The sequence below is a fragment of the Pseudomonas citrullilanati genome (genome assembly GCF_030580855.1).
GTDB classification, from domain to species: Bacteria; Pseudomonadota; Gammaproteobacteria; order Pseudomonadales; family Pseudomonadaceae; genus Aquipseudomonas; species Aquipseudomonas citrulli.
Window position 1 is genome coordinate 12,208 of record NZ_JAUQOP010000044.1, and the last position, 18,992, is coordinate 31,199.

13 protein-coding genes are annotated in these 18,992 nt (G+C 59.3%); 3 read left to right on the forward strand and 10 right to left on the reverse strand.

Annotated elements, in window-relative coordinates; genetic code table 11:
• Positions 1 to 93 precede the first annotated feature (93 nt).
• The gene (locus Q6A48_RS22025; protein ID WP_304556336.1) at positions 94 to 1,713 is read left to right on the forward strand and encodes an FMN-binding glutamate synthase family protein; all 1,620 of its coding nucleotides are present in this window, start codon (positions 94 to 96) and stop codon (positions 1,711 to 1,713) included.
• Here the strand turns inward: Q6A48_RS22025 and Q6A48_RS22030 are convergent.
• The 7 genes from Q6A48_RS22030 to Q6A48_RS22060 all read right to left on the reverse strand — a co-directional run bounded on the left by Q6A48_RS22030 (position 1,634) and on the right by Q6A48_RS22060 (position 11,122).
• A complete protein-coding gene (locus Q6A48_RS22030) occupies positions 1,634 to 3,274 on the reverse strand; it encodes a glycosyltransferase family 39 protein (RefSeq protein ID WP_304556337.1) in 1,641 nt (546 codons plus the stop codon). The genes Q6A48_RS22025 and Q6A48_RS22030 overlap by 80 nt on opposite strands.
• Complete coding sequence (locus tag Q6A48_RS22035; protein WP_304556338.1) at positions 3,271 to 4,836, reverse strand: glycosyltransferase family 39 protein; 1,566 nt, start codon at positions 4,834 to 4,836, stop codon at positions 3,271 to 3,273. Before Q6A48_RS22035 ends, Q6A48_RS22030 begins: the two co-directional genes overlap by 4 nt.
• Entirely contained in the window at positions 4,826 to 5,788 is a 963-nt protein-coding gene (locus Q6A48_RS22040) for a lysylphosphatidylglycerol synthase transmembrane domain-containing protein (protein ID WP_304556339.1), read from the reverse strand. The genes Q6A48_RS22035 and Q6A48_RS22040 overlap by 11 nt, the downstream gene beginning before the upstream one ends.
• Entirely contained in the window at positions 5,785 to 6,525 is a 741-nt protein-coding gene (locus tag Q6A48_RS22045) for an SDR family oxidoreductase (protein ID WP_304556340.1), read from the reverse strand. Before Q6A48_RS22045 ends, Q6A48_RS22040 begins: the two co-directional genes overlap by 4 nt.
• Positions 6,522 to 7,838 carry an FAD-binding oxidoreductase gene (locus Q6A48_RS22050; protein ID WP_304556341.1) on the reverse strand — a complete coding sequence of 439 codons (1,317 nt, stop codon included), beginning with the start codon at positions 7,836 to 7,838 and terminating at the stop codon, positions 6,522 to 6,524. Before Q6A48_RS22050 ends, Q6A48_RS22045 begins: the two co-directional genes overlap by 4 nt.
• A gap of 55 nt (positions 7,839 to 7,893) precedes the next feature.
• Entirely contained in the window at positions 7,894 to 9,363 is a 1,470-nt protein-coding gene (locus Q6A48_RS22055; RefSeq protein ID WP_304556342.1) for a UbiA family prenyltransferase, read from the reverse strand.
• 337 nt (positions 9,364 to 9,700) lie between these two features.
• Complete coding sequence (locus Q6A48_RS22060; protein WP_304556343.1) at positions 9,701 to 11,122, reverse strand: amino acid permease; 1,422 nt, start codon at positions 11,120 to 11,122, stop codon at positions 9,701 to 9,703.
• A gap of 1,896 nt (positions 11,123 to 13,018) precedes the next feature.
• On the opposite strand from Q6A48_RS22060, the gene Q6A48_RS22065 reads away from it, so the two are divergent.
• Together Q6A48_RS22065 and Q6A48_RS22070 are read left to right on the forward strand one after the other, a co-directional pair.
• Complete coding sequence (locus Q6A48_RS22065) at positions 13,019 to 13,477, forward strand: REP-associated tyrosine transposase (RefSeq protein ID WP_304556344.1); 459 nt, start codon at positions 13,019 to 13,021, stop codon at positions 13,475 to 13,477.
• A gap of 126 nt (positions 13,478 to 13,603) precedes the next feature.
• The gene (locus Q6A48_RS22070; protein ID WP_304556345.1) at positions 13,604 to 16,711 is read left to right on the forward strand and encodes a transglycosylase domain-containing protein; all 3,108 of its coding nucleotides are present in this window, start codon (positions 13,604 to 13,606) and stop codon (positions 16,709 to 16,711) included.
• 30 nt (positions 16,712 to 16,741) lie between these two features.
• On the opposite strand, the gene Q6A48_RS22075 is transcribed toward Q6A48_RS22070, so the two are convergent.
• The 3 genes from Q6A48_RS22075 to Q6A48_RS22085 form a co-directional block, all read right to left on the reverse strand.
• Positions 16,742 to 17,236 (reverse strand): CS1 type fimbrial major subunit, encoded by a 495-nt coding sequence (locus tag Q6A48_RS22075; RefSeq protein ID WP_304556346.1) that lies wholly within the window; start codon positions 17,234 to 17,236, stop codon positions 16,742 to 16,744.
• Between the two features lie 450 nt (positions 17,237 to 17,686).
• Positions 17,687 to 18,169, reverse strand: coding sequence for a CS1 type fimbrial major subunit (locus Q6A48_RS22080; RefSeq protein ID WP_304556347.1), 483 nt, complete (start codon positions 18,167 to 18,169; stop codon positions 17,687 to 17,689).
• Positions 18,170 to 18,206: 37 nt separating this feature from the next.
• Positions 18,207 to 18,950 carry a molecular chaperone gene (locus Q6A48_RS22085; RefSeq protein ID WP_304556348.1) on the reverse strand — a complete coding sequence of 248 codons (744 nt, stop codon included), beginning with the start codon at positions 18,948 to 18,950 and terminating at the stop codon, positions 18,207 to 18,209.
• Between the last annotated feature and the right edge of the window lie 42 nt (positions 18,951 to 18,992).

An 18,992-nucleotide genomic window follows, 5' to 3' on the forward strand; every position in this document is an offset into this window, starting at 1 on the left:
CGGGGATGCCCCCTCGCCACAGGTTGCTCGCAGCTTAACTGGCACCGCAGAATGCCTGCGCCCTGATTCAACGCTCACCCCCAAGGAACCCCCATGAGCCTGTCCCTGCTGAGCCGTTACGCCTTCTTTGCCGGCTGCGTGATCTTCACCCTTGCCAGCCTGCCCTTCCTGCACCACGACTGGCTCTGGCCGATCGCGCTGCTGACGGGGCTGTTGAGCCTGCTCGGGGTGTTCGACCTGCTGCAAAGCCGCCACGCGGTGCGGCGCAACTATCCGATCCTGGGCAATATCCGCTACCTGGTCGAAGGCATCCGTCCGGAGATCCGCCAATACCTGCTCGAATCCGACAGCGACGCCCTGCCCTTCTCGAGGGCCCAGCGCTCGCTGGTGTATTCGCGCGCCAAGAACGAAAGCGCCGACAAACCGTTCGGCACCTTGATCGACGTCTACCAGACCGGCTTCGAATTCATCGGCCACTCCATGCGCCCGGCGCCGCTGAGCGACCCCAGCGGTTTTCGCGTGACGGTCGGCGGCCCGCAATGCACCCAGCCCTATTCGGCATCGGTGTTCAACATCTCGGCGATGAGCTTCGGTTCCCTGAGCGCCAACGCCATCCGGGCACTGAACCAGGGAGCCAAGCTCGGCAACTTCGCCCACGACACCGGCGAAGGCAGCATCAGCCCCTACCACCGCGAACACGGCGGCGACCTGACCTGGGAACTGGGCAGCGGCTATTTCGGCTGTCGCACTTCCGACGGCCGCTTCGACCCGGAGCGCTTCGCCGTCCAGGCACAGGACCCACAGGTGCGGATGATCGAAATCAAGATGAGCCAGGGCGCCAAGCCCGGCCACGGCGGCATCCTGCCCAAGCACAAGGTCACCCGGGAAATCGCCGAGACCCGCGGCATCCTCATGGACCAGGACTGCGTGTCGCCGTCACGGCACAGCGCGTTCTCCACGCCGATCGAGTTGATGCAGTTCGTCCAGCGGCTGCGCGAACTGTCCGGCGGCAAACCGGTGGGCTTCAAGTTCTGCCTGGGCCACCCGTGGGAGTTCATGGGCATCGCCAAGGCCATGCTGGAAACCGGCATCCTGCCCGACTTCATCGTGGTGGACGGCAAGGAAGGCGGCACGGGTGCGGCGCCAGTGGAGTTCACCGACCACATCGGCGTACCGCTGCGCGAAGGCCTGCTGTTCGTGCACAACACCCTGGTGGGCCTGAACCTGCGAGACAAGATCAAACTCGGCGCCAGCGGCAAGATCGTCAGCGCCTTCGACATCGCCAGCGTGCTGGCCATCGGCGCCGACTGGGCCAACGCCGCCCGGGGCTTCATGTTCGCCATCGGCTGCATCCAGTCGCAAAGCTGCCACACCAACAAATGCCCCACCGGCGTCGCCACCCAGGACGCCCTGCGCCAGCGCGCCCTGGTCGTGCCGGACAAGGCCCAGCGGGTCTACAACTTCCACCGCAACACCCTCAAGGCCCTGGCCGAAATGCTCGCCGCCGCCGGCCTCGACCATCCCTCGCAACTGCAACCCAAGCACCTGGTACGGCGGATGTCGGCCACCGAGGTCAAGTTGTTCTCGCAACTGCATGTGTTCTTGAAGCCGGGGGAATTGCTGACGGGTGAGGTCAACGGCCAGTTCTATTCGCGGATGTGGCAGATGGCGCGGGCGGATAGTTTTGAGGCGCAGGAAATAGCGGCGGCGTAAGAGTGGTTTGATCGCCTGCCTCGGTTGAGGCAGCTATCGCTTTGAGGGTATAGCGGGAAGCAACCATTTCTGCGTCAGCGAGCGTCATGGAACGCTCCCAATCCTTTTCAAAAAGCGGCCTGAGATCAGTGACGGAGGTGGGCATTACCCACCAGACATCGCTTCCCTTCCTTTTAAGCTCTTGCATATCGTGAAAAAAGATCCATTTATCGCTCTCAGGAATCAGGCCATAACCGCCACGGTCAGCGCCACTCCAGAAATCATCAAGGGGCGTACGCACATAAAGCCTGATTCGATCGCGAGACTCGTTGTAATAGATGAATGGCAAATACCAGATCAATGACTCAAGCACGATTTCCTCATTTGGCCGTCTCGCCTGCTTGATCTTAGCCACCAGCCTGTCAACCCGGTAGTCATTACGTGCATCGGTTCCATTGATGCCATCCGTTTGTTGATAGACCGATTGCAGGCCCTGAACTTCCGCCGTTAATGCAACCGCCAAGGCTAGCACCAACGCATCCATTCGTAGCAGCAATCTATCAAGAGCAGCCGCGACGATAAGAGGCAATCCGGCTGCCGCGAATATCAAATAGCGAGGCGCAAAGGCAGGAACGATTAGCGCAGCACTCGCCAGCACGACCGCTGGAACAAAAAAATAACCAATCAATAAACCGTTGAAGCGATAGGGACCGTTGTCCTTCCGGAGCAAGGCCACTGCGCATGCAACCACCAACACCAGCGGGATCGCACGCAACAACAAAGATTGTGCGCCCCATGCGTTCATGACAACAAACTGCCAAACAAGACTTACCGCTCCTTGGGCTGTAACAGGTGGTTTCCAAACCGGTCCTTGTGACACATGGTCGACAAAGTGGGGGAGCCACGGCACGAACAACATCATGATCGCACCGTTGGCCAATATCCAGCGACGTGCAGGGAGTAGGGCCTGATAGTTCCCCGAACGTCCCCACCACCAATAAAACCAATGAACGAGTACACCCAACGACGCGAAATAGTGGGTATAGAAGGCGGCGCTCATCAACAGCACATAAATGACTGGGAACCGTTTCTTTCTCGGTTCTTTAACCCAGCACACTAATGCCACGGTTGCACCCATCAGCCAGAATCCGAGCAGGGTATACATGCGCGCTTCCTGGCTGTAGCGGACCGAAATCGGTAACAGCGCCAGTAGCAACGCAGCTATCCAAGTTGCTCTTCGCGTGGCGACCAGGCTCATCAGCTTTATACCCAGCAAGACCGCGCCAACGTCCGCCATCACACTGAGCGACCTCACGGCCAAGGCGCTGTCGCCAAATAAAATTATCCAGTAATGGAGTACGACGTAATAAAAAGGAGGATGTAGATCTCGCGCCGTAATGGAACAGATCTGTCCCAGATCATACTGGGCAAGCAGCACACTGAAAGCCTCGTCATACCAGATAGCGGGTACAGTGATTCCGTGAAAACGTACGACCAGCGCAAGAAACACCAGGGCTATCAAGGCCAAGCGGTCAACAAGCCAGTTTGAAGGTTTGCCCGGACAGGGGCGAAAGCCTTTCATGTCGCCCGCTCGGGGAGCGCCATCAGTTGGTAAAGCAGAAAACCGAGCCTCCAGTTCGAAGGCCAGCTGGCTGACCATGGCATTTGACGGAGCCAGGGTTTCGCTGAGCAGGTATTCGGTGCCAACACCGTTGACGACGATGAAGGGCTGGACGAGTTGAGGGATCGGTATTCGAGGACCACCGTGTTCCCAGTTTTTTTCATTCCGACCAGCACAGCACCATATCGCTTCATGAACTTCTCATCTGGCAAAGCGATACCTTGGGTGGCGAGATAATAAAAATGCTCCGGCAGTTCACCCGACAACAAGTCATGCATTAATTGAGTATATTCCCTGACATTCGATGTCGAGCCCAACAGCTTAAAATACATACCAAACTCCACGTATTGCTTGGCGTACATCGGCCACCGCACGGGTTTTTGTATCAGCCCCACGACCACATCACGCATCTGACTGACCGGCTTCAATTGGTTCTCGAAAGTATGCACAGGTTTAAAGCTGGTAAATATCGGCGTCATCGAAAAACATAAGATCAAGGCACCCAACCCTGTTCGCACCCACCGTTCCTTTAAAAGACCCAAGGCAAATGCGAGAAACACCAGTATGGCGGGAAGAACAATGATCAAATTCCGCATAGTCAGGACAGGCCGAACATACAAAGAATACACGTAAGGAACAGCAATACAGACAACAGTCCAGACCAAAAAAATACAGCAACGAAAATCTTTTACCACCCCTGAACATCTGGCAAATGCCACCATCAACAACACCGCCACCAAAGCGGACAGAGGTAAACTTCCAAAATACAAAATAAATAGATCGACAAAAAAACGATCATTGGGTGCTGGAACCCAAAAATCCCCTCGCCCCACACTTTCGCGCATATATGAAGCTTGCGGCACCACGCAAAGCAATATAAAGAAACCGGCAAGACCGAAGCGATACAGTCGTCTTTTTCCCGAAGGCAACTCAAGCATACCAATCAACACCAGTAGCGCTTGAGCGAAAACAACCAAAAACCCAAAATAGTGAGTGCTGACGAGCATTGCCGCCATCACAGAATAAACAAGAACATGAACACCCTCCAGCGTTTGCATCGCCCGGATGAACGTCACAAACGAAACGACTGTCAACAAGACGAGCAATTCATAAGAGCGTGTCTCCTGAGAATAGGTAATCAGGTAAAAATTAATCGCCGCAAGCCAGGCTGCATACAGACCGACACGAACATCGAACATTTGTCGCCCGAATAGGTACATCACCGGGATCAGCATAATTCCGAACGCGGCAGAAAGGTACCTTCCGATCATCTCCCCAAAACCGAAAACCTTATAAAAAACCCACAACACCCATTGGAAAAAAGGTGGATGCACATCATTCATCGTCTGTTCAAAGACGTTAAAAAAGCTGTTTTCCGGCTGACTCACCGCCACACTGAACAGTTCATCGAGCCACAACGAATCCTCGGCTATATTTCGCAATCTCAAGTAAGCACCCAAGAGCATCGCTGCCATCAACGATAAAAAAATGGTAGTACGTCCCCGGCCTGGATCAATGCTCATTGAGTTCTTCCCTTTGCCGGATAGAAGTCAGCGTGACCGTTCCCAACCCCACTGCAAACCACAACGTCACCAAACGCAGCAAAACCGTCGCGGCAACTGCGCTCCCCAGCGCCGCACCGCTGGAAACCAGAAACGCCACCATCACCGCTTCCGCGCTGCCCAGCCCACCCGGCATGAAGCTCACGGCGCCGGCCAGCATTGAAACGGCGTAGATGAACGCCGCGGATGCCAGCGCGACATCAAGTCCCATGACCTGCACGATCCAGTAGAACGCCAACGCTTCGAGACTCCACGCGGCGATGCCCAAGGCCGACGCACCGAGCAAGCGATACGGCGCATGGCAGCGTCGAGCTTGACGCAACACATCGACAGCACTGCGAAGCACCCGGAAAAACCATCCTTGCCGCGCGTCGATGCGCTGCGCAATGGCGACAACGAATGGCTCATGAACCATCAACACCACACTGCCGATCAGCACCAACAAGCAGATGACAATAGGTGCCAGCCACTCGCGATGCCCACTCAATCCAATCAAGGCCAGCATCACCATGGCGACCAGATCCGAAAGCCGTTCACTGAACAAAGCGGCGAAACTGTCAGCGTAAGGAACCCCCCAACGCTTGAGCAGCACACCGCGTAGCGCTTCGCCGGCCTTGCCCGGCGTAGTGGTCAGGGCAAATCCCGCCAGATACATTTTCAGGCTCGGCCACCAGGGCAGCCGATGCTGCAATGCGTGCAGGTACACCTGCCAGCGCAAGAAGCGCAAGCCGTAACCCAGCAGGACCAACCCGACCACCTGCATGACACCGAACCACCCCACCCGACTGATCGCATCCCCCACAGCCGACCAGCCGCTCCACAGGGAGGCCCCCAGATAAGCCAAGGTCGAACAGACCACCGAGCCGATCAGCAGCCGATAGCGCCAACCGGACAACAGCAGGGCCTGGTTCATAGGTTCAATCGCTTGAACAGAGGTTGGGGCAGTGCACGGATGAGAAACATGATCCAGGACCAGAACCTGGGCACATAAAGCACCGCCACCTTGCGTTCGATGCCCGCGACTATTCGCCGGGCGACGGCCTCCGGTTGCGCAACCAGAAATGCCGGCAGTGCCAACCCTTGGGTCATCGGCGTGTCGACAAAGCCGGGCTTGATGGTGACCACATGCACGCCCAACTTGAACAACCGCGCGCGCAAGCCTTCGCAAAAACTGGAAACCGCCGCCTTGGCCGAGCCGTACACATAGTTGGAGGGACGTCCTCGATCACCCGCGACCGAGGAGATGACGGCCAGGGTGCCGCTGCGCTGAGCAGCCATCTGGTTTGCCACCAACGTCAATAATGCGATAACCGTGCTGCCGTTATTGGCGAACTCGGCCATTGTCAGCTCGACATCCTGCTCGCACGCGGATTGATCCGGCAACGTTCCATAGGCCATCAGGCAAATATCCACGGTGTGCAGCGTTTCCAGGCATTGCTTCAACATGTCTGGGTACAGGGCGGTGTCGCTGGCGTCCATGATGTAGGGCACTGCAACACGGGCGCCCCGTGCGCGCAGATCCGCACAGGTTTGTTGCAGTTTTTGCTCACCTCTGGCGACAAGGAAAAATTCGCTCCTATCACTTGCCCAGAGGCGGGCGCAAGCATTGGCAATGATTGAAGTAGCGCCGACGATCAGTATTTTTTTCATCGCGTGACTCGCTGCCAGAAATGAGACATCAGCACCGGGTCACGCATCGCCTCCAATTGCTCCCAGGCGGGGTAGGCGCACTGAAAATCCCTGGCGCTCATGTGCGCATCCTTGGCTGGGTATAACCGACCACCGGCCTCATGAACGATGGCGTCCAGCCGCGGCAACAATGTGTCACTCAAGGCGCGGTTCTGAGGAAAATCCAACGCCAGCGACGTTCCAGGCATCGGAAAGGACAGCAAACCCGGAGAAGCGATATCGCCACAACGCTTGAGCACCGCCAGAAAAGAGCCCATTGCGCTGCGGGCAATGACGTTGAGCAACTGCGCCAGCGCATCCTCGGCTACCGATTGCGGTATTACGCACTGAAACTGTTGGAATCCCTTGCGGCCGTAGATTCGGTTCCAATGTTCGATGCTGTCCAACGGATAAAAGAACGGACTGTAGGCCACCGTCTGTTTTTTGCGGCCCGCCGGTTGCAGATGCCAATAACAGCGGTTGAAGTTGCCCACCATGAATCGGCTGACCAGGGATACCGGGGGCCGGACAGGTATATTCATGACGCGGCCGAGCGGGGTTTCGAGCAGTCCGTGTTCGCTGTGATCACCAACGGTAATGACACCGCGCCCCAATGAAGCCCCCACAGCCAGACAATCGATCCAGGCCACACTGTATTCATGAGAAGCATCGAGTTCCGTCGATAGGGCAAAGAACTCGCTCAATCGACCAAATCGCACCCGGTTCGTATCGATCCGGCTGGATTGAATCCTGCGCAGGCGAATGCTGACCCAACTGATAACACCCGTCAGGCCCAATCCGCCGAGGGTGGCGGCAAACCATTGGGGATTTTCCGTCGGCGAACACACCATTGGAGATTGCCCTGACCGATGTAGGCCAAAGCGCAGAACCGAATGGGCAAACGTGCCACGGCAGTGGTGATTCTTGCCATGGACATCATTGGCTACCGCCCCGCCCAGTGTCACATGACGGGTTCCAGGAGTGACTTGCAGGAACCATCCGCGAGGAACCGACAGCTCGAGCACCTCCCCCAGCGTTACGCCAGCCTCGGCACAAATTTCTCCCGTTTGCCAATTGACCTCGATGAAACGATTCAAGGGACGCAGGTGCAACACGTGGTCGCTTTCAGCCAGGCAACTGTCACCATAGCTGCGACCATTGCCAAACGGTAATGTCGAGCCATGTTCATCGGTCACGCGCAGCATTTGATCATCGAGATCATTGCGCCAGGCACAAGGATGGGCCGCCTGCAGCTCAGCGGGATAGTTTCCCCATGAGGTCAGGGGAATGCTCATCGTTACCACCACGCCGACATTTTGATGAAGCAAGTTCCGGCGTCACGGAAGTTGCTCATGTGGCACTCCAGAAAACCAAGAAAAACAGTGCCCCGACAACCAGGCTCAAGGGATCCTTGAGCGCAAACACCACCGGATCGTCTCTCATCAATCCACGATGAGTGAGGAGCCAGACCCGGGTGATCCAGAACAGCAACAAGGGGCAGGCCAGCCAGATGATCTGGGGATGGTCATATAGCACGACAGTCGCGCTGTCACGGATGTACAGCGCCAGCACCATCACCGCGAGATAACCCGAGGCCGCGCCCAACGATGACAGCATGGCCATATCGGCAGGGTAGTAATCCCGACCGCTGGTTTTCTCGGTACGGCTGCTGCGTGAGACAACAAGCAATTCGGTGTAGCGTTTGACCAGTGCGAGGCTCAGGAAAATAAACATGGAAAACGCGAGCATCCAAGCCGTCAGTTCCAATTGGAATACCGCGCCACCAGCAATGATCCGCAGCGTGTAGAGCAACGCCAACGTGACCACATCCAGCGTCATGACCCGTTTTAACTTAAGCGAATAGGCCAAGGTCAAAACATAGTAGAACGCCAACACCACGACAAATTGCGGAGGTAGCCACCACCAGGCGCCCCCCAGGGATACGATCAACAGCAGAGGACAAACCATCAGGCCGGATTTGATTGAAAGCTGTCCGCTGGCAAAGGGCCTGTTGCCTTTGGTTGGATGCCCGCGATCGTCTTCCAGATCCAGCAAGTCGTTAAGTACATAGACGCCGGAGGCACATAACCCGAAGCATAGAAATGCCAGCAGGCCATGCCATAGCAACAGTGGATTAGCGATCTGATGCGCAGCCAGCAACGGCACGAAAATCAGCGCATTCTTTATCCATTGATGAATGCGCAGCGCCCTGAGCCAAGCGCCGAACTCCGTCACACCGCAACGGGTCGGTTGCACAATGTTGTCCAGACTTTTGATCCCGAGCAGAACAGAAGCTGAGGCATTGACAACATAGGCATATCTGGCGGAACGCCAGATTTTCAGATCATCCAGTGAGTTGCCGACGTAATCGAATCCTCGCTCGCCGAACAATTCGATCAACAAATCACGCTTGTGATGACCTGATAGATTGCACTCCAGCCGAGTCGCGAGTATGTCGTCGAACATTTGCAAATGCTCGCCGATGCGTCGCGCCAATGAGTGATAACTGGCTGTGGCCAGCACGATCTTGCGCCCCAGGCCGCGCTGTTCCTCAATCATGGCCAACACATCGGGGTTGTAAGGCAGCAGGCTGACATCGATATACGTTGACTGAGCCAGTTGTTTCTTCAGGTAGGCCTTGCCTCGAGCGAGCCAACCCAGAAGGCTGAAGCATCTCCATGGTTGGCTGCGCACGAAAGCCATCACGCATTCAAAAAGCACATCGGATTTGAGGAGCGTTCCGTCCAGATCGACAACGAAGGGAATCAAAGACTCACGGCTTTCAACGGTGGGCTGCAAGGCTTGTCGAGAGGTGCTCATATACGATGATGGCCACGAAGCCATTTAAATCGGAAAAAGCCGTACCCGTTCGCCCTACTCAGCAATGAATATGAAGCCAGGGTCGTCCATCCAGGAGCGTTCCGGGCATCGCCGATCCAGCCGATAACATAACTAAAGGCGCCCATTACGCCATTCAAATCCTTCATCGTGGTGCCTTGCTATTCCGAGTGGCGGGCTTTTAAAGCTATGCCATGGCACCGAGCCGATCTACTGTCAGAACTTACAGGTCAAGCACTGATTTCGACGGACGGTCAGCCCTACCCCCAAAAGAAAGCCCCGATCATCAGACCGGGGCTTTATTGAACATCGCCGTTACTTATGGCGCTGAACGCACCGCCTCCTGTCCATCAGCGGTCGGCTGCAACTTGAAGGTAAAGAACAACACCGTCAGCAACACCAAGAACGCCGGGCCTACGTACAGCGCCACGCGCGTATCCGGGAAGTACGCCATCAACCCCACCACCAACACCAGGAACGCCAGCGCCAGGTACGAACTGACCGGGTACAGCCACATGCGGTACTTCAAGGCGGCACGCTCCGACGCGTTCAGGCCTTTGCGGAACCTGAGCTGGGCCAGCAGGATCATCACCCAGGTCCAGATCGCGCCGAAGGTGGCGATGGAGGTCACCCAGACGAAGACTTTTTCCGGCACCAGGTAGTTGAGCAGCACGCCCAGCAACAGCGCGGCGATGGACAGCAGCAGTGCGCGGCGGGGTACGCCGTTGGTCGAGGTCTTGGCGAAGCCGGCCGGGGCCTGGCCGTTCTGCGCGAGGCTGTAGAGCATGCGCCCGGTGCTGAAGATGCCACCGTTGCAGGACGACAGCGCGGCGGTGATCACCACGAAGTTGATGATGCCGGCGGCGGTCTTGATGCCCAGGCGCTCGAAGGTCATCACGAAGGGGCTGCCCTGGGTGCCGATCTCGTTCCACGGATAGATCGACAGGATCACGAACAAGGCGCCGACGTAGAACAACAGGATCCGCCAGAACACCGAGCCGATGGCGTTGGGGATGGTCTTCTGCGGGTTCTTCGCCTCACCGGCGGTCAGGCCGATCATTTCCACGCCCAGGTAGGCGAACATGACCATTTGCAGGGACATCAACACGCCCTGCATGCCGTTGGGCATGAACCCGCCGTGGGTCCAGAGGTTGGAAATGCCCAGGGCCACGCCGTCGTTGCCGAAACCGAAGGCGATGATGCCGACGCCGCCGATGACCATGGCGATGATGGTGACGATCTTGATCAGGGCGAACCAGAACTCGAACTCACCGAAAGCCTTGACCGCGATCAAGTTGATCGAACCCATGCTGACCAGCGCGGCCAGGGCCCAGATCCAGCGGGGCACGTCGGGGAACCAGATGCCCATGTACACCGCCACGGCGGTGATCTCCGCCACGCAGGTCACCAGCCACAGGAACCAGTAGTTCCAGCCGGTGAGAAAACCCGCCAGCGGGCCGAGGTAGTCCTGGGCGTAGCGGCTGAACGAACCGGCCACCGGGTTATGCACGGCCATCTCACCGAGGGCGCGCATGATCACCAGGATCGCCAGGCCACCGATGATGTACGACAGCATGATCGCCGGGCCGGCCATTTCAATGGCCTTGGCCGAACCGAGAAACAACCCGACACCGATACAGGCGCCAAGCGCCATCAGGCGGATATGCCGCTCGCCGAGTTCACGTTTGAGCGGACCACCCGAAGCGGTCTCGCCATGGGGCAGAGGATTGCCGACTGGCATAGGGATACAACCTCGTCTTGTTATTGGATTGACCACCGAGTCTCCAGGGCGCAGGCCGATAAGCCTGTCGCCTTGCCGAAACCGGGCCTGCCTTATGGGCAGGCCGTCCTGTGGAACCACAACCTCAGGATCAGCGGGCCATGCAGTATAAAAAGCCAGGGATAGAGAGATTCACTGTAAAACCCGATGAATTCAGGGGAAAGCCGCAACAAAGGCCCCTCTTTTGGAGACGCATTGACTGGGATTTCAGGAATTTCAGCGGGGGAAGCGTGGCGGAGTATTGCACGACGCAGGGACTGCGTCATGGTGGACGTTGACCGTTCCAGGGCTCTGGCACAACCCTTGTGGGCACACTTGCCCTGTGGCGAGGGGATTTATCCCTGTCCGGCTGCGCAGCAGTCGTAATCCAGGTTTGCGCAAGGTTGGAGTGGTGGGGATGCTCTAGGGGGGCTGCTGCGCAGCCCCGACGGGGATGAATCCCCTCGCCACAGGGAATGGGGAGTTCAGGAGGTTGGGGTGTGGATCGATGGGCCCCACGACGGTTCTGGGCTTTGACCCGAGACGCCCACACACCACGAAACCCGTGGCGAGGGGATTTATCCCCGTTCGGCTGCGCAGCAGTCGTAATCCAGGTCTGCGCAAGGCTGAAGTGTGGGGATGCTCTAGGGGGGCTGCTGTGCAGCCCGACGGGGATGAATCCCCTCGCCACAGGGAATGGGGAGTTCAGGAGGTTGGGTGTGGATCGATGGGCTCCACGACGGTCCTGGGCTTTGACCCGAGACGCCCAAACACCACGAAACCCGTGGCGAGGGGATTTATCCCCGTCCGGCTGCGCAGCAGTCGTAATCCAAGTCTGCGCAAGGCTGGAGTGTGGGGATGCTCTAGGGGGCTGCTGTGCAGCCCGACGGGGATGAATCCCCTCGCCACAGGGAATGGGGAGCTCAGGAGGTTGGGGTGTGGATCGATGGGCCCCACGACGGTCATGGGCTTTGACCCGAGACGCCCAAACACCACGAAACCTGTGGCGAGGGGATTTATCCCCGTTCGGCTGCGCAGCAGTCGTAAGCGAGTCTGGAGTGTGCGGATGTTCTGAGGGGGGCTGCTGTGCAGCCCGACGGGGATGAATCCCCTCGCCACAGGGAATGGGGAGTTCAGGAGGTTGGAGTGTGGATCGATGGGCCCCACGACGGTCATGGGCTTTGACCCGAGACGCCCAAACACCACGAAACCGTGGCGAGGGGATTTATCCCCGTTCGGCTGCGCAGCAGTCGTAATCCAGGTCTGCGCAAGGCTGGAGTGTGGGGATGCTCTAGGGGGGCTGCTGTGCAGCCCGACGGGGATAAATCCCCTCGCCACAGGGAATGGGGAGTTCAGGAGGGTTGGGTGTGGATCGATGGGCCCCCACGACGGTCATGGGTTTTGACCCGAGACGCCCAAACACCACGAAACCGTGGCGAGGGGATTTATCCCCGTTCGGCTGCGCAGCAGTCGTAATCCAGGTCTGCGCAAGGCTGGAGTGTGGGGATGCTCTGAGGGGGGCTGCTGTGCAGCCCGACGGGGATAAATCCCCTCGCCACAGGGAATGGGGAGTTCAGGAGGTTGGGGTGTGAATCGATGGGCTCTACGACGGTCATGGGCTTTGACCGAGACGCCCGAACACCACGAAACCCGTGGCGAGGGGATTTATCCCCGTTCGGCTGCGCAGCAGTCGTAATCCAGGTCTGCGCAAGGCTGGAGTGTGGGGATGTTCTGAGGGGGGCTGCTGTGCAGCCCGACGGGGATAAATCCCCTCGCCACCGGACTACACAGGCCCCGGAAATTTCGCTCGACCTTTGCAGCATCGGGGCAAGCGCCGCGTGACTACGCTCCATTGAAGCCCTTCATTGGAAGCATAAAATGCATCACTGTCCCAACTCTCATCGCTTACGTCTCGGCCGCTATTCGGAGCAGGGACGAGCCTATCTGGTGACCGCAGTTATCCATCGACGTCGTCCAATTTTCGCTGACTGGACAGTTGGACGACTCTTGGTCGCCGAATTCAAGCACGCCCATGATTCGAACCAGGTGAACTCCTTGGCTTGGGTGGTAATGCCGGATCATTTCCATTGGTTGCTGCAACTCAACGACGCCCCACTGGGCCGAGTCATCGGTGCCGCCAAAGCTCGGTGCGCGCAGAACATAAACCGTAAGACCGGAGCGTTTGGCCCACTCTGGCAAAGTGGCTTCCACGACCGAGCCATCCGCGATAATGAAGACCTCTTGCCGTTTGCTCGCTACATCATTGCCAACCCTCTTCGCGCCGGGCTGGTGGAACGCATCGGCGATTACCCGCTTTGGGATGCCACATGGCTTTGAAGCCATCCCCTCGCCACACTTCATCGCAGGCGTCGTGGCCTACCCGTAATTTCCCCTCCCCCCACGCCAACCACCGTCTAAGCTTCAAGCAAGTCCGATCAATCTGCTTAATTGGATCAGTCGACTATGGGCGCTTTGTGGCAAACCGATTCGAACAAACCTGTGGTCCCGACTGAACGTATGGAAGAAGCGCCTTCACCCCGGAAAAAACCTCGTGTGCGGCATGGCTGGCGGGCGTTCTGGTTGTTGTTGCTGATCATCGTGGTGGTGGCCGGCCTGGCGGTGGCCAAGGAGATGCGCACGTCGCGGTTCCAGGCCCGGGAAATCAGCCAGTACGCCGCGTCCCTCGCTTATTCGGTCCAACCCGGGCCCAGCGATGCCATCGTCTACCCGGGTGCCGGCCCATTCGATCGGCGCCTGGGCTACAGCTCGCTGGGGGAGTTCCTGCCGCGCCTGCTCAAGCGCGACTACGTGATCCAGGCCCAGGCACGTTTTTCGCCGGCCTTGATGAACTATGTCGAAAAAGGCCTGTTCGTGCCCTACACGGAAAAGATCCAGGCCGGGTTGACCATCACCGATTGCCGCGCCGCGCCGGTCTATCAGTTCAAGTACCCGCAGCAGTTGTACGGCAGCTTCGAGGCGATTCCGCCGGTGGTGGTGCAGAGCCTGTTGTTCATCGAGAACCGCTTCCTGCTCGACCCGCAGCAGCCCTTGGCCAACCCGGCGGTGGACTGGCCGCGCTTCGCCATGGCGGCGTGGTCGCAGGTGGCCAAGCTGTTGAGCCTGCCGGGGCAATCCGCCGGGGGCAGTACCCTGGCGACGCAACTGGAGAAATACCGCCACTCCCCCGAAGGCCTCACCGTGTCGGGCGCGGAGAAAATCCGCCAGATGATTTCCGCCAGCGTGCGCGCCTACCAGGGGGGCCCGCAGACCCTCGAAGCGCGGCAGCGGGTGATCCGTGACTACCTCAACAGCGTGCCGCTTTCTGCCGTGCCTGGCCATGGCGAGGTCCACGGCATGGCCGAAGGCTTGCGCGTCTGGTACGGCGTCGATTTCAACAAGGCCAATGAACGCCTGTTCAGCAACGCCACCGATCCCCAGGCGATAGCGGAAAAAGGCCTGGCGCTGCGGGAAATGCTGTCGCTGATGATCGCCCAGCGCCGCCCTTCCCATTACCTGACCAAAGGCCACGATGAACTGGCGCGCCTGACCGACAGCCACATTCGCCTGCTGGCGCAGAACGGCGTGATCGACGCGGCCTTGTCCGCTGCCGCCTTGGCCAGCAAGGTCAGCTACCGCGACTGGGTGCAGGAACCGACGATCCAGCCCAACGAAACCAACAAGGGCATTAGCGCCGCCCGCAGCCGTCTCGCCAACCTGCTCAACCGTCCGCTGTACGACCTCGATCGCCTCGACCTGTCCGCCACCAGCACCTTGCAAAGCGACTTGCAGGCCCAAGCCACTGAGTACCTCAAGCGCTTGGCCGACCCGGCCTTCGCCGCCGAGATCGGCCTGATGGGCGAACGCCTGCTGACCCCCACCAGCACCACCCAGGTGCGCTACAGCTTCACGCTGCTGGAACTCACCCCCGACGGCTCCCGGGTGCGGGTGCAAACCGACAGCACCGACCAGCCCTTCGACATCAACGAAGGCAGCAAGCTGGAGCTGGGCTCCACGGCGAAGCTGCGGGTGCTCACCACCTATTTGCAGATCATCGCCGAGCTGCATGACCGCTATGCCCAACAAACCCCGGCGCAGTTGAAGAAGACCGAGGTCGCCGAGCAGGACCGCCTGTCGCGCTGGGCCGTCGACTACCTGATCCAGAACAGCGACCGCAGCCTGCCGAAGATGCTCGAAGCGGCCCTGGATCGCACTTATTCCGCCAGCCCCGGCGAGGCGTTCTTCACCGGCGGGGGCCTGCACACCTTCCACAACTTTCGCAACGAGGACAACGGCCGCAACCCTACCCTGCGCGATGCCCTGCGCGAGTCCATCAACTTGCCGTTCATTCGCCTGATGCGCGACCTGGTGCGCTACGCCACCTACGCCGGGCCCAGCAACAGCGCCGAGCTGCTCAAGGACGACAGCGACCCGCGTCGCCAGGAATACCTGGCCCAGTTCGCCGACCGCGAAGGCACCTCGTTCCTACTCAGGTTCTGGAAGAAGTACCAGAAGAAGGACACCGGCCAGCGCCTCGAAACCTTCCTCGACAGCATGCACCCCACGGCGATCCGCCTGGCCGCCGTGCACCGCTATTTCTTCCCCGGCGACAGCCAGGAAAGTTTCAACCTGTTCGTGCGCTCGCACCTCAAGTCGGTCAAGAGCAGCGAAAAGCTCACCGACGAACGCCTGGAACGGCTCTACCAGAGTTACGGCCCCGGCGCCTACGACCTGCCGGACCAAGGCTTCATCGCCAAGGTCCACCCGCTGGACCTGTGGTTGATGGGCTACCTGCTCAACCACCCCGACGCCCAGTTCAGCCAGATCGTCAAGGCCAGCCAATTCGAGCGCCAGGAGGTCTACAGCTGGTTGTTCAAGAGCCGGCACAAGAGCGCCCGGGACAGTCGCATTCGTACCATGCTGGAGATCGAAGCGTTCCTGGACATCCACCAGCGCTGGCAGAAAGTCGGCTATCCGTTCGACCACCTGGTGCCGTCACTGGCGACCGCCATCGGCAGCTCCGGCGACCGCCCTGCCGCGCTGGCCGAACTGGTGGGGACCATCCTCAACGATGGCATCCGCCAACCGGCGCTGCGCGTCGACAGCCTGGATTTTGCCGTGGGCACACCGTACGAAACGCGGCTGGTCAGTGATCCGGACAACGGCAAGCGGGTGATGCCGGTGGAGGTGGCCCGGGCCCTGCGCGGAGCGCTGTCCCAGGTGGTGGATGCCGGCACCGCGAAACGGGTGGCCGGCAGTTTCAAGCTGGCCGACGGTACGCCGCTGGCCATGGGCGGCAAGACCGGCACCGGCGACAACCGCATCGAAGCCGTCGGTGCCGGTGGGCGGGTGATCAGTTCCAAGGCGATCAATCGCACCGCCACCTTCGTCTTCTACATCGGCGACAGCCATTTCGGCACCCTCACCGCCTTCGTCCCGGGGGCCTCGGCACAGAACTTCAAGTTCACCTCGGCCTTGCCGGTGCAGGTACTCAAGGGCATGGCGCCGTTTCTCTCGCCGTACTTGCAGCCAGGCAGCCACACCCAGTGCAAGCCCTTGGTGGCGCAGCAGTGAGCGACAGCGACCTGTGGGTCAAGTCAAAACTCAGGGGCTGACCCGAGGCACCGCGTCGAAAATGATGGTGAAGTTGGCAGTGTACAAGCCTCCCTGCAGGTTAGTCGGTACGGCATCGGCGCTGATGACCAGTTCCGCCTGAGTACCTGGCGTGGACGAGGCATCGTCCACGACTTCCACGGGCACCGCGCTCAGGCGCACATTGTTGAACCTGACACGCAAGGGAAACGCTTGCGCACCGTTGCTCAAGTCGGGCTGATCCTCCGGCAGGTAGGCATGGATCGAACCCTCGGTATTCTTCACGTCATAGGTCTGACGCAAGGTACTCAGATTATTTTTCACCGGGTCGTAATACATGTACTCGTCCCTGCCGAACTCCGGATCCCGCGGCTGCACATGGAACTGCTGGGTCGGAATGTTCGCGCTGATGTGGATCGATGTGCGTGCATCATCGGCGGCCAATACCTGTGGAGAACTCAGCGCAACAAAACCCAAGGCTGCAACGGACACTAACTTTCTAAGCATGTTTGACTCCTTTTTATAGTTGATACACCAGTGGCGAGGGGATTTATCCCCGTTGGGCTGCGCAGCGGCCCTAAAAGCCCCGGATTCAATGTCCCTGGCACACCGAGTCGCCCGATCAGGGGCTGCTGCGCAGCCCAGCGGGGATAAATCCCCTCGCCACAAAAGCGTTGTGCAGATGCCCGCTCCTTCGGCCTTGTTACTCCTGTTCTCGCGTCGCCCTAGGGCGCGATGGCGTCGAACACCATGTGCACCGATACACCTGTGGCGAGGGGATTTATCCCCGTTGGGCTGCGCAGCGGCCCCAAAAGCCCCGGATTCAATGTCCCTGGCACACCGAGTCGCCCGATCAGGGGCCGCTGCGCAGCCCAGCGGGGATAAATCCCCTCGCCACAAAAGCGTTGTGCAGATGCCCGCTCCTTCGGCCTTGTTACTCCCTGTTCTTGCGTCGCCCTAGGGCGCGATGGCGTCGAACACCATGTGCACCGTGCCGTAGTAGTCGCCGGGCTTGTAGTCGTCGTCCGGGCGGACGGCGGCGATGACCAACGGCACCTGTCGCCCGGGCCGGGCGTCGATGGCCGAGACCACCTGGGTCGAATCCAGGGTCAACGGGACATTGTTGAAGGTCACCCGCAGGTCGATGCGCTCGCGGCCATTGGACAGGTAGGCCTCCTCGGCCAGGCGCGCACCGATGCCGCCGGTGCTGTTTTTCACCTCATAGGTGGCCCGCAGCGGGCTCAACTCCGTGGTGATGGTGCTGAACGGCAAGCGCTGTTCGCGCTGGACCAATTGCGGGTCGAGGGGCAGCACGTAGAACTCTGCGGTCGGGATGGTCACGTAGAGTTCGAAGGTCTCCCGCTCCACGGCCCCCCAGGCCGAAACCCAGGGTACGAGCAGGGCGGCCGAGGCCAGGAGGCGTACCGGTGTCTTGAACATATTGATTACCTGTGGCGTCAGTGGGCGACGGCAACCGTCAGCCCTTGATCTCGACGTTTTTGGACTGGCTGCCTTCGATCAGCGTGAAGCGGTATTCACGCCCCGGCTCCTTGTCGAGGGAAAACGTGCGACCGGCCATGACGTGGTGCTTGCTGGTGGGACGACAATCGTTGTCTTTCTTCGCCGCGCAATCCTTGAACTCATCGATGATCACGACGGTGTTGCCCTTGTTGTGCAGTTGGTAGCGATTGGCGCTGTCGTCGATCACCGTTTCGAAACGGCTGTCCTTGGGCCGCACGAAAAACACCGTGCCGTAGCCCGCCAGGACCTTGACCCCGGCCGCCACGCGGTCCTTCTTGTACTGCTCGCGTTCTTCCTTGCTGACGGCGAATTCGTCTTCGGCTTCCGGCACCACCGGCACGAAGCGCACGCGGAAGTAGCGTTCCTTGTCGCGATTGCCCATGAATAGCAGGCGCGTGCCCTGCATCCCGTTGGCCGGTACGATCAGCCGCGCGGGACTGGCCATCAGGCCATCCTTGGCCTGGGCGCTGGCCTGGTTCTTCAGCGGTACTTCCTGATACGTGCCGTCTTCGTTGTAGATAATCTCCAGGATGTTGACCTTGACGAAGGCCGTCGACGTCCCACCGTTGAATATCCGTTTCATGTAGGTGCTTTTATTGCCATCCAGGTAGTCGTAGACCACCCCTACGCCGATCTGCGGCCCGGCCTGGACCACGGCGCAAAGCAGAGAAAATCCAATCCCGGCCAATAGACGCTTCATCGTTTCTTTACCTCGTGCATTGAACGCAACTTGCTGAACATG

Excerpts from the sequence above, each read along its gene's own strand:
- Q6A48_RS22025 (WP_304556336.1), top strand. The coding sequence starts at position 94 with ATGAGCCTGTCCCTGCTGAGCCGTTACGCCTTCTTTGCCGGCTGCGTG.
- Q6A48_RS22030 (WP_304556337.1), bottom strand. The coding sequence starts at position 3,274 with ATGAAAGGCTTTCGCCCCTGTCCGGGCAAACCTTCAAACTGGCTTGTT.
- Q6A48_RS22035 (WP_304556338.1), bottom strand. The coding sequence starts at position 4,836 with ATGAGCATTGATCCAGGCCGGGGACGTACTACCATTTTTTTATCGTTG.
- Q6A48_RS22040 (WP_304556339.1), bottom strand. The coding sequence starts at position 5,788 with ATGAACCAGGCCCTGCTGTTGTCCGGTTGGCGCTATCGGCTGCTGATC.
- Q6A48_RS22045 (WP_304556340.1), bottom strand. The coding sequence starts at position 6,525 with ATGAAAAAAATACTGATCGTCGGCGCTACTTCAATCATTGCCAATGCT.
- Q6A48_RS22050 (WP_304556341.1), bottom strand. The coding sequence starts at position 7,838 with ATGAGCATTCCCCTGACCTCATGGGGAAACTATCCCGCTGAGCTGCAG.
- Q6A48_RS22055 (WP_304556342.1), bottom strand. The coding sequence starts at position 9,363 with ATGAGCACCTCTCGACAAGCCTTGCAGCCCACCGTTGAAAGCCGTGAG.
- Q6A48_RS22060 (WP_304556343.1), bottom strand. The coding sequence starts at position 11,122 with ATGCCAGTCGGCAATCCTCTGCCCCATGGCGAGACCGCTTCGGGTGGT.
- Q6A48_RS22065 (WP_304556344.1), top strand. The coding sequence starts at position 13,019 with ATGCATCACTGTCCCAACTCTCATCGCTTACGTCTCGGCCGCTATTCG.
- Q6A48_RS22070 (WP_304556345.1), top strand. The coding sequence starts at position 13,604 with ATGGGCGCTTTGTGGCAAACCGATTCGAACAAACCTGTGGTCCCGACT.
- Q6A48_RS22075 (WP_304556346.1), bottom strand. The coding sequence starts at position 17,236 with ATGCTTAGAAAGTTAGTGTCCGTTGCAGCCTTGGGTTTTGTTGCGCTG.
- Q6A48_RS22080 (WP_304556347.1), bottom strand. The coding sequence starts at position 18,169 with ATGTTCAAGACACCGGTACGCCTCCTGGCCTCGGCCGCCCTGCTCGTA.
- Q6A48_RS22085 (WP_304556348.1), bottom strand. The coding sequence starts at position 18,950 with ATGAAGCGTCTATTGGCCGGGATTGGATTTTCTCTGCTTTGCGCCGTG.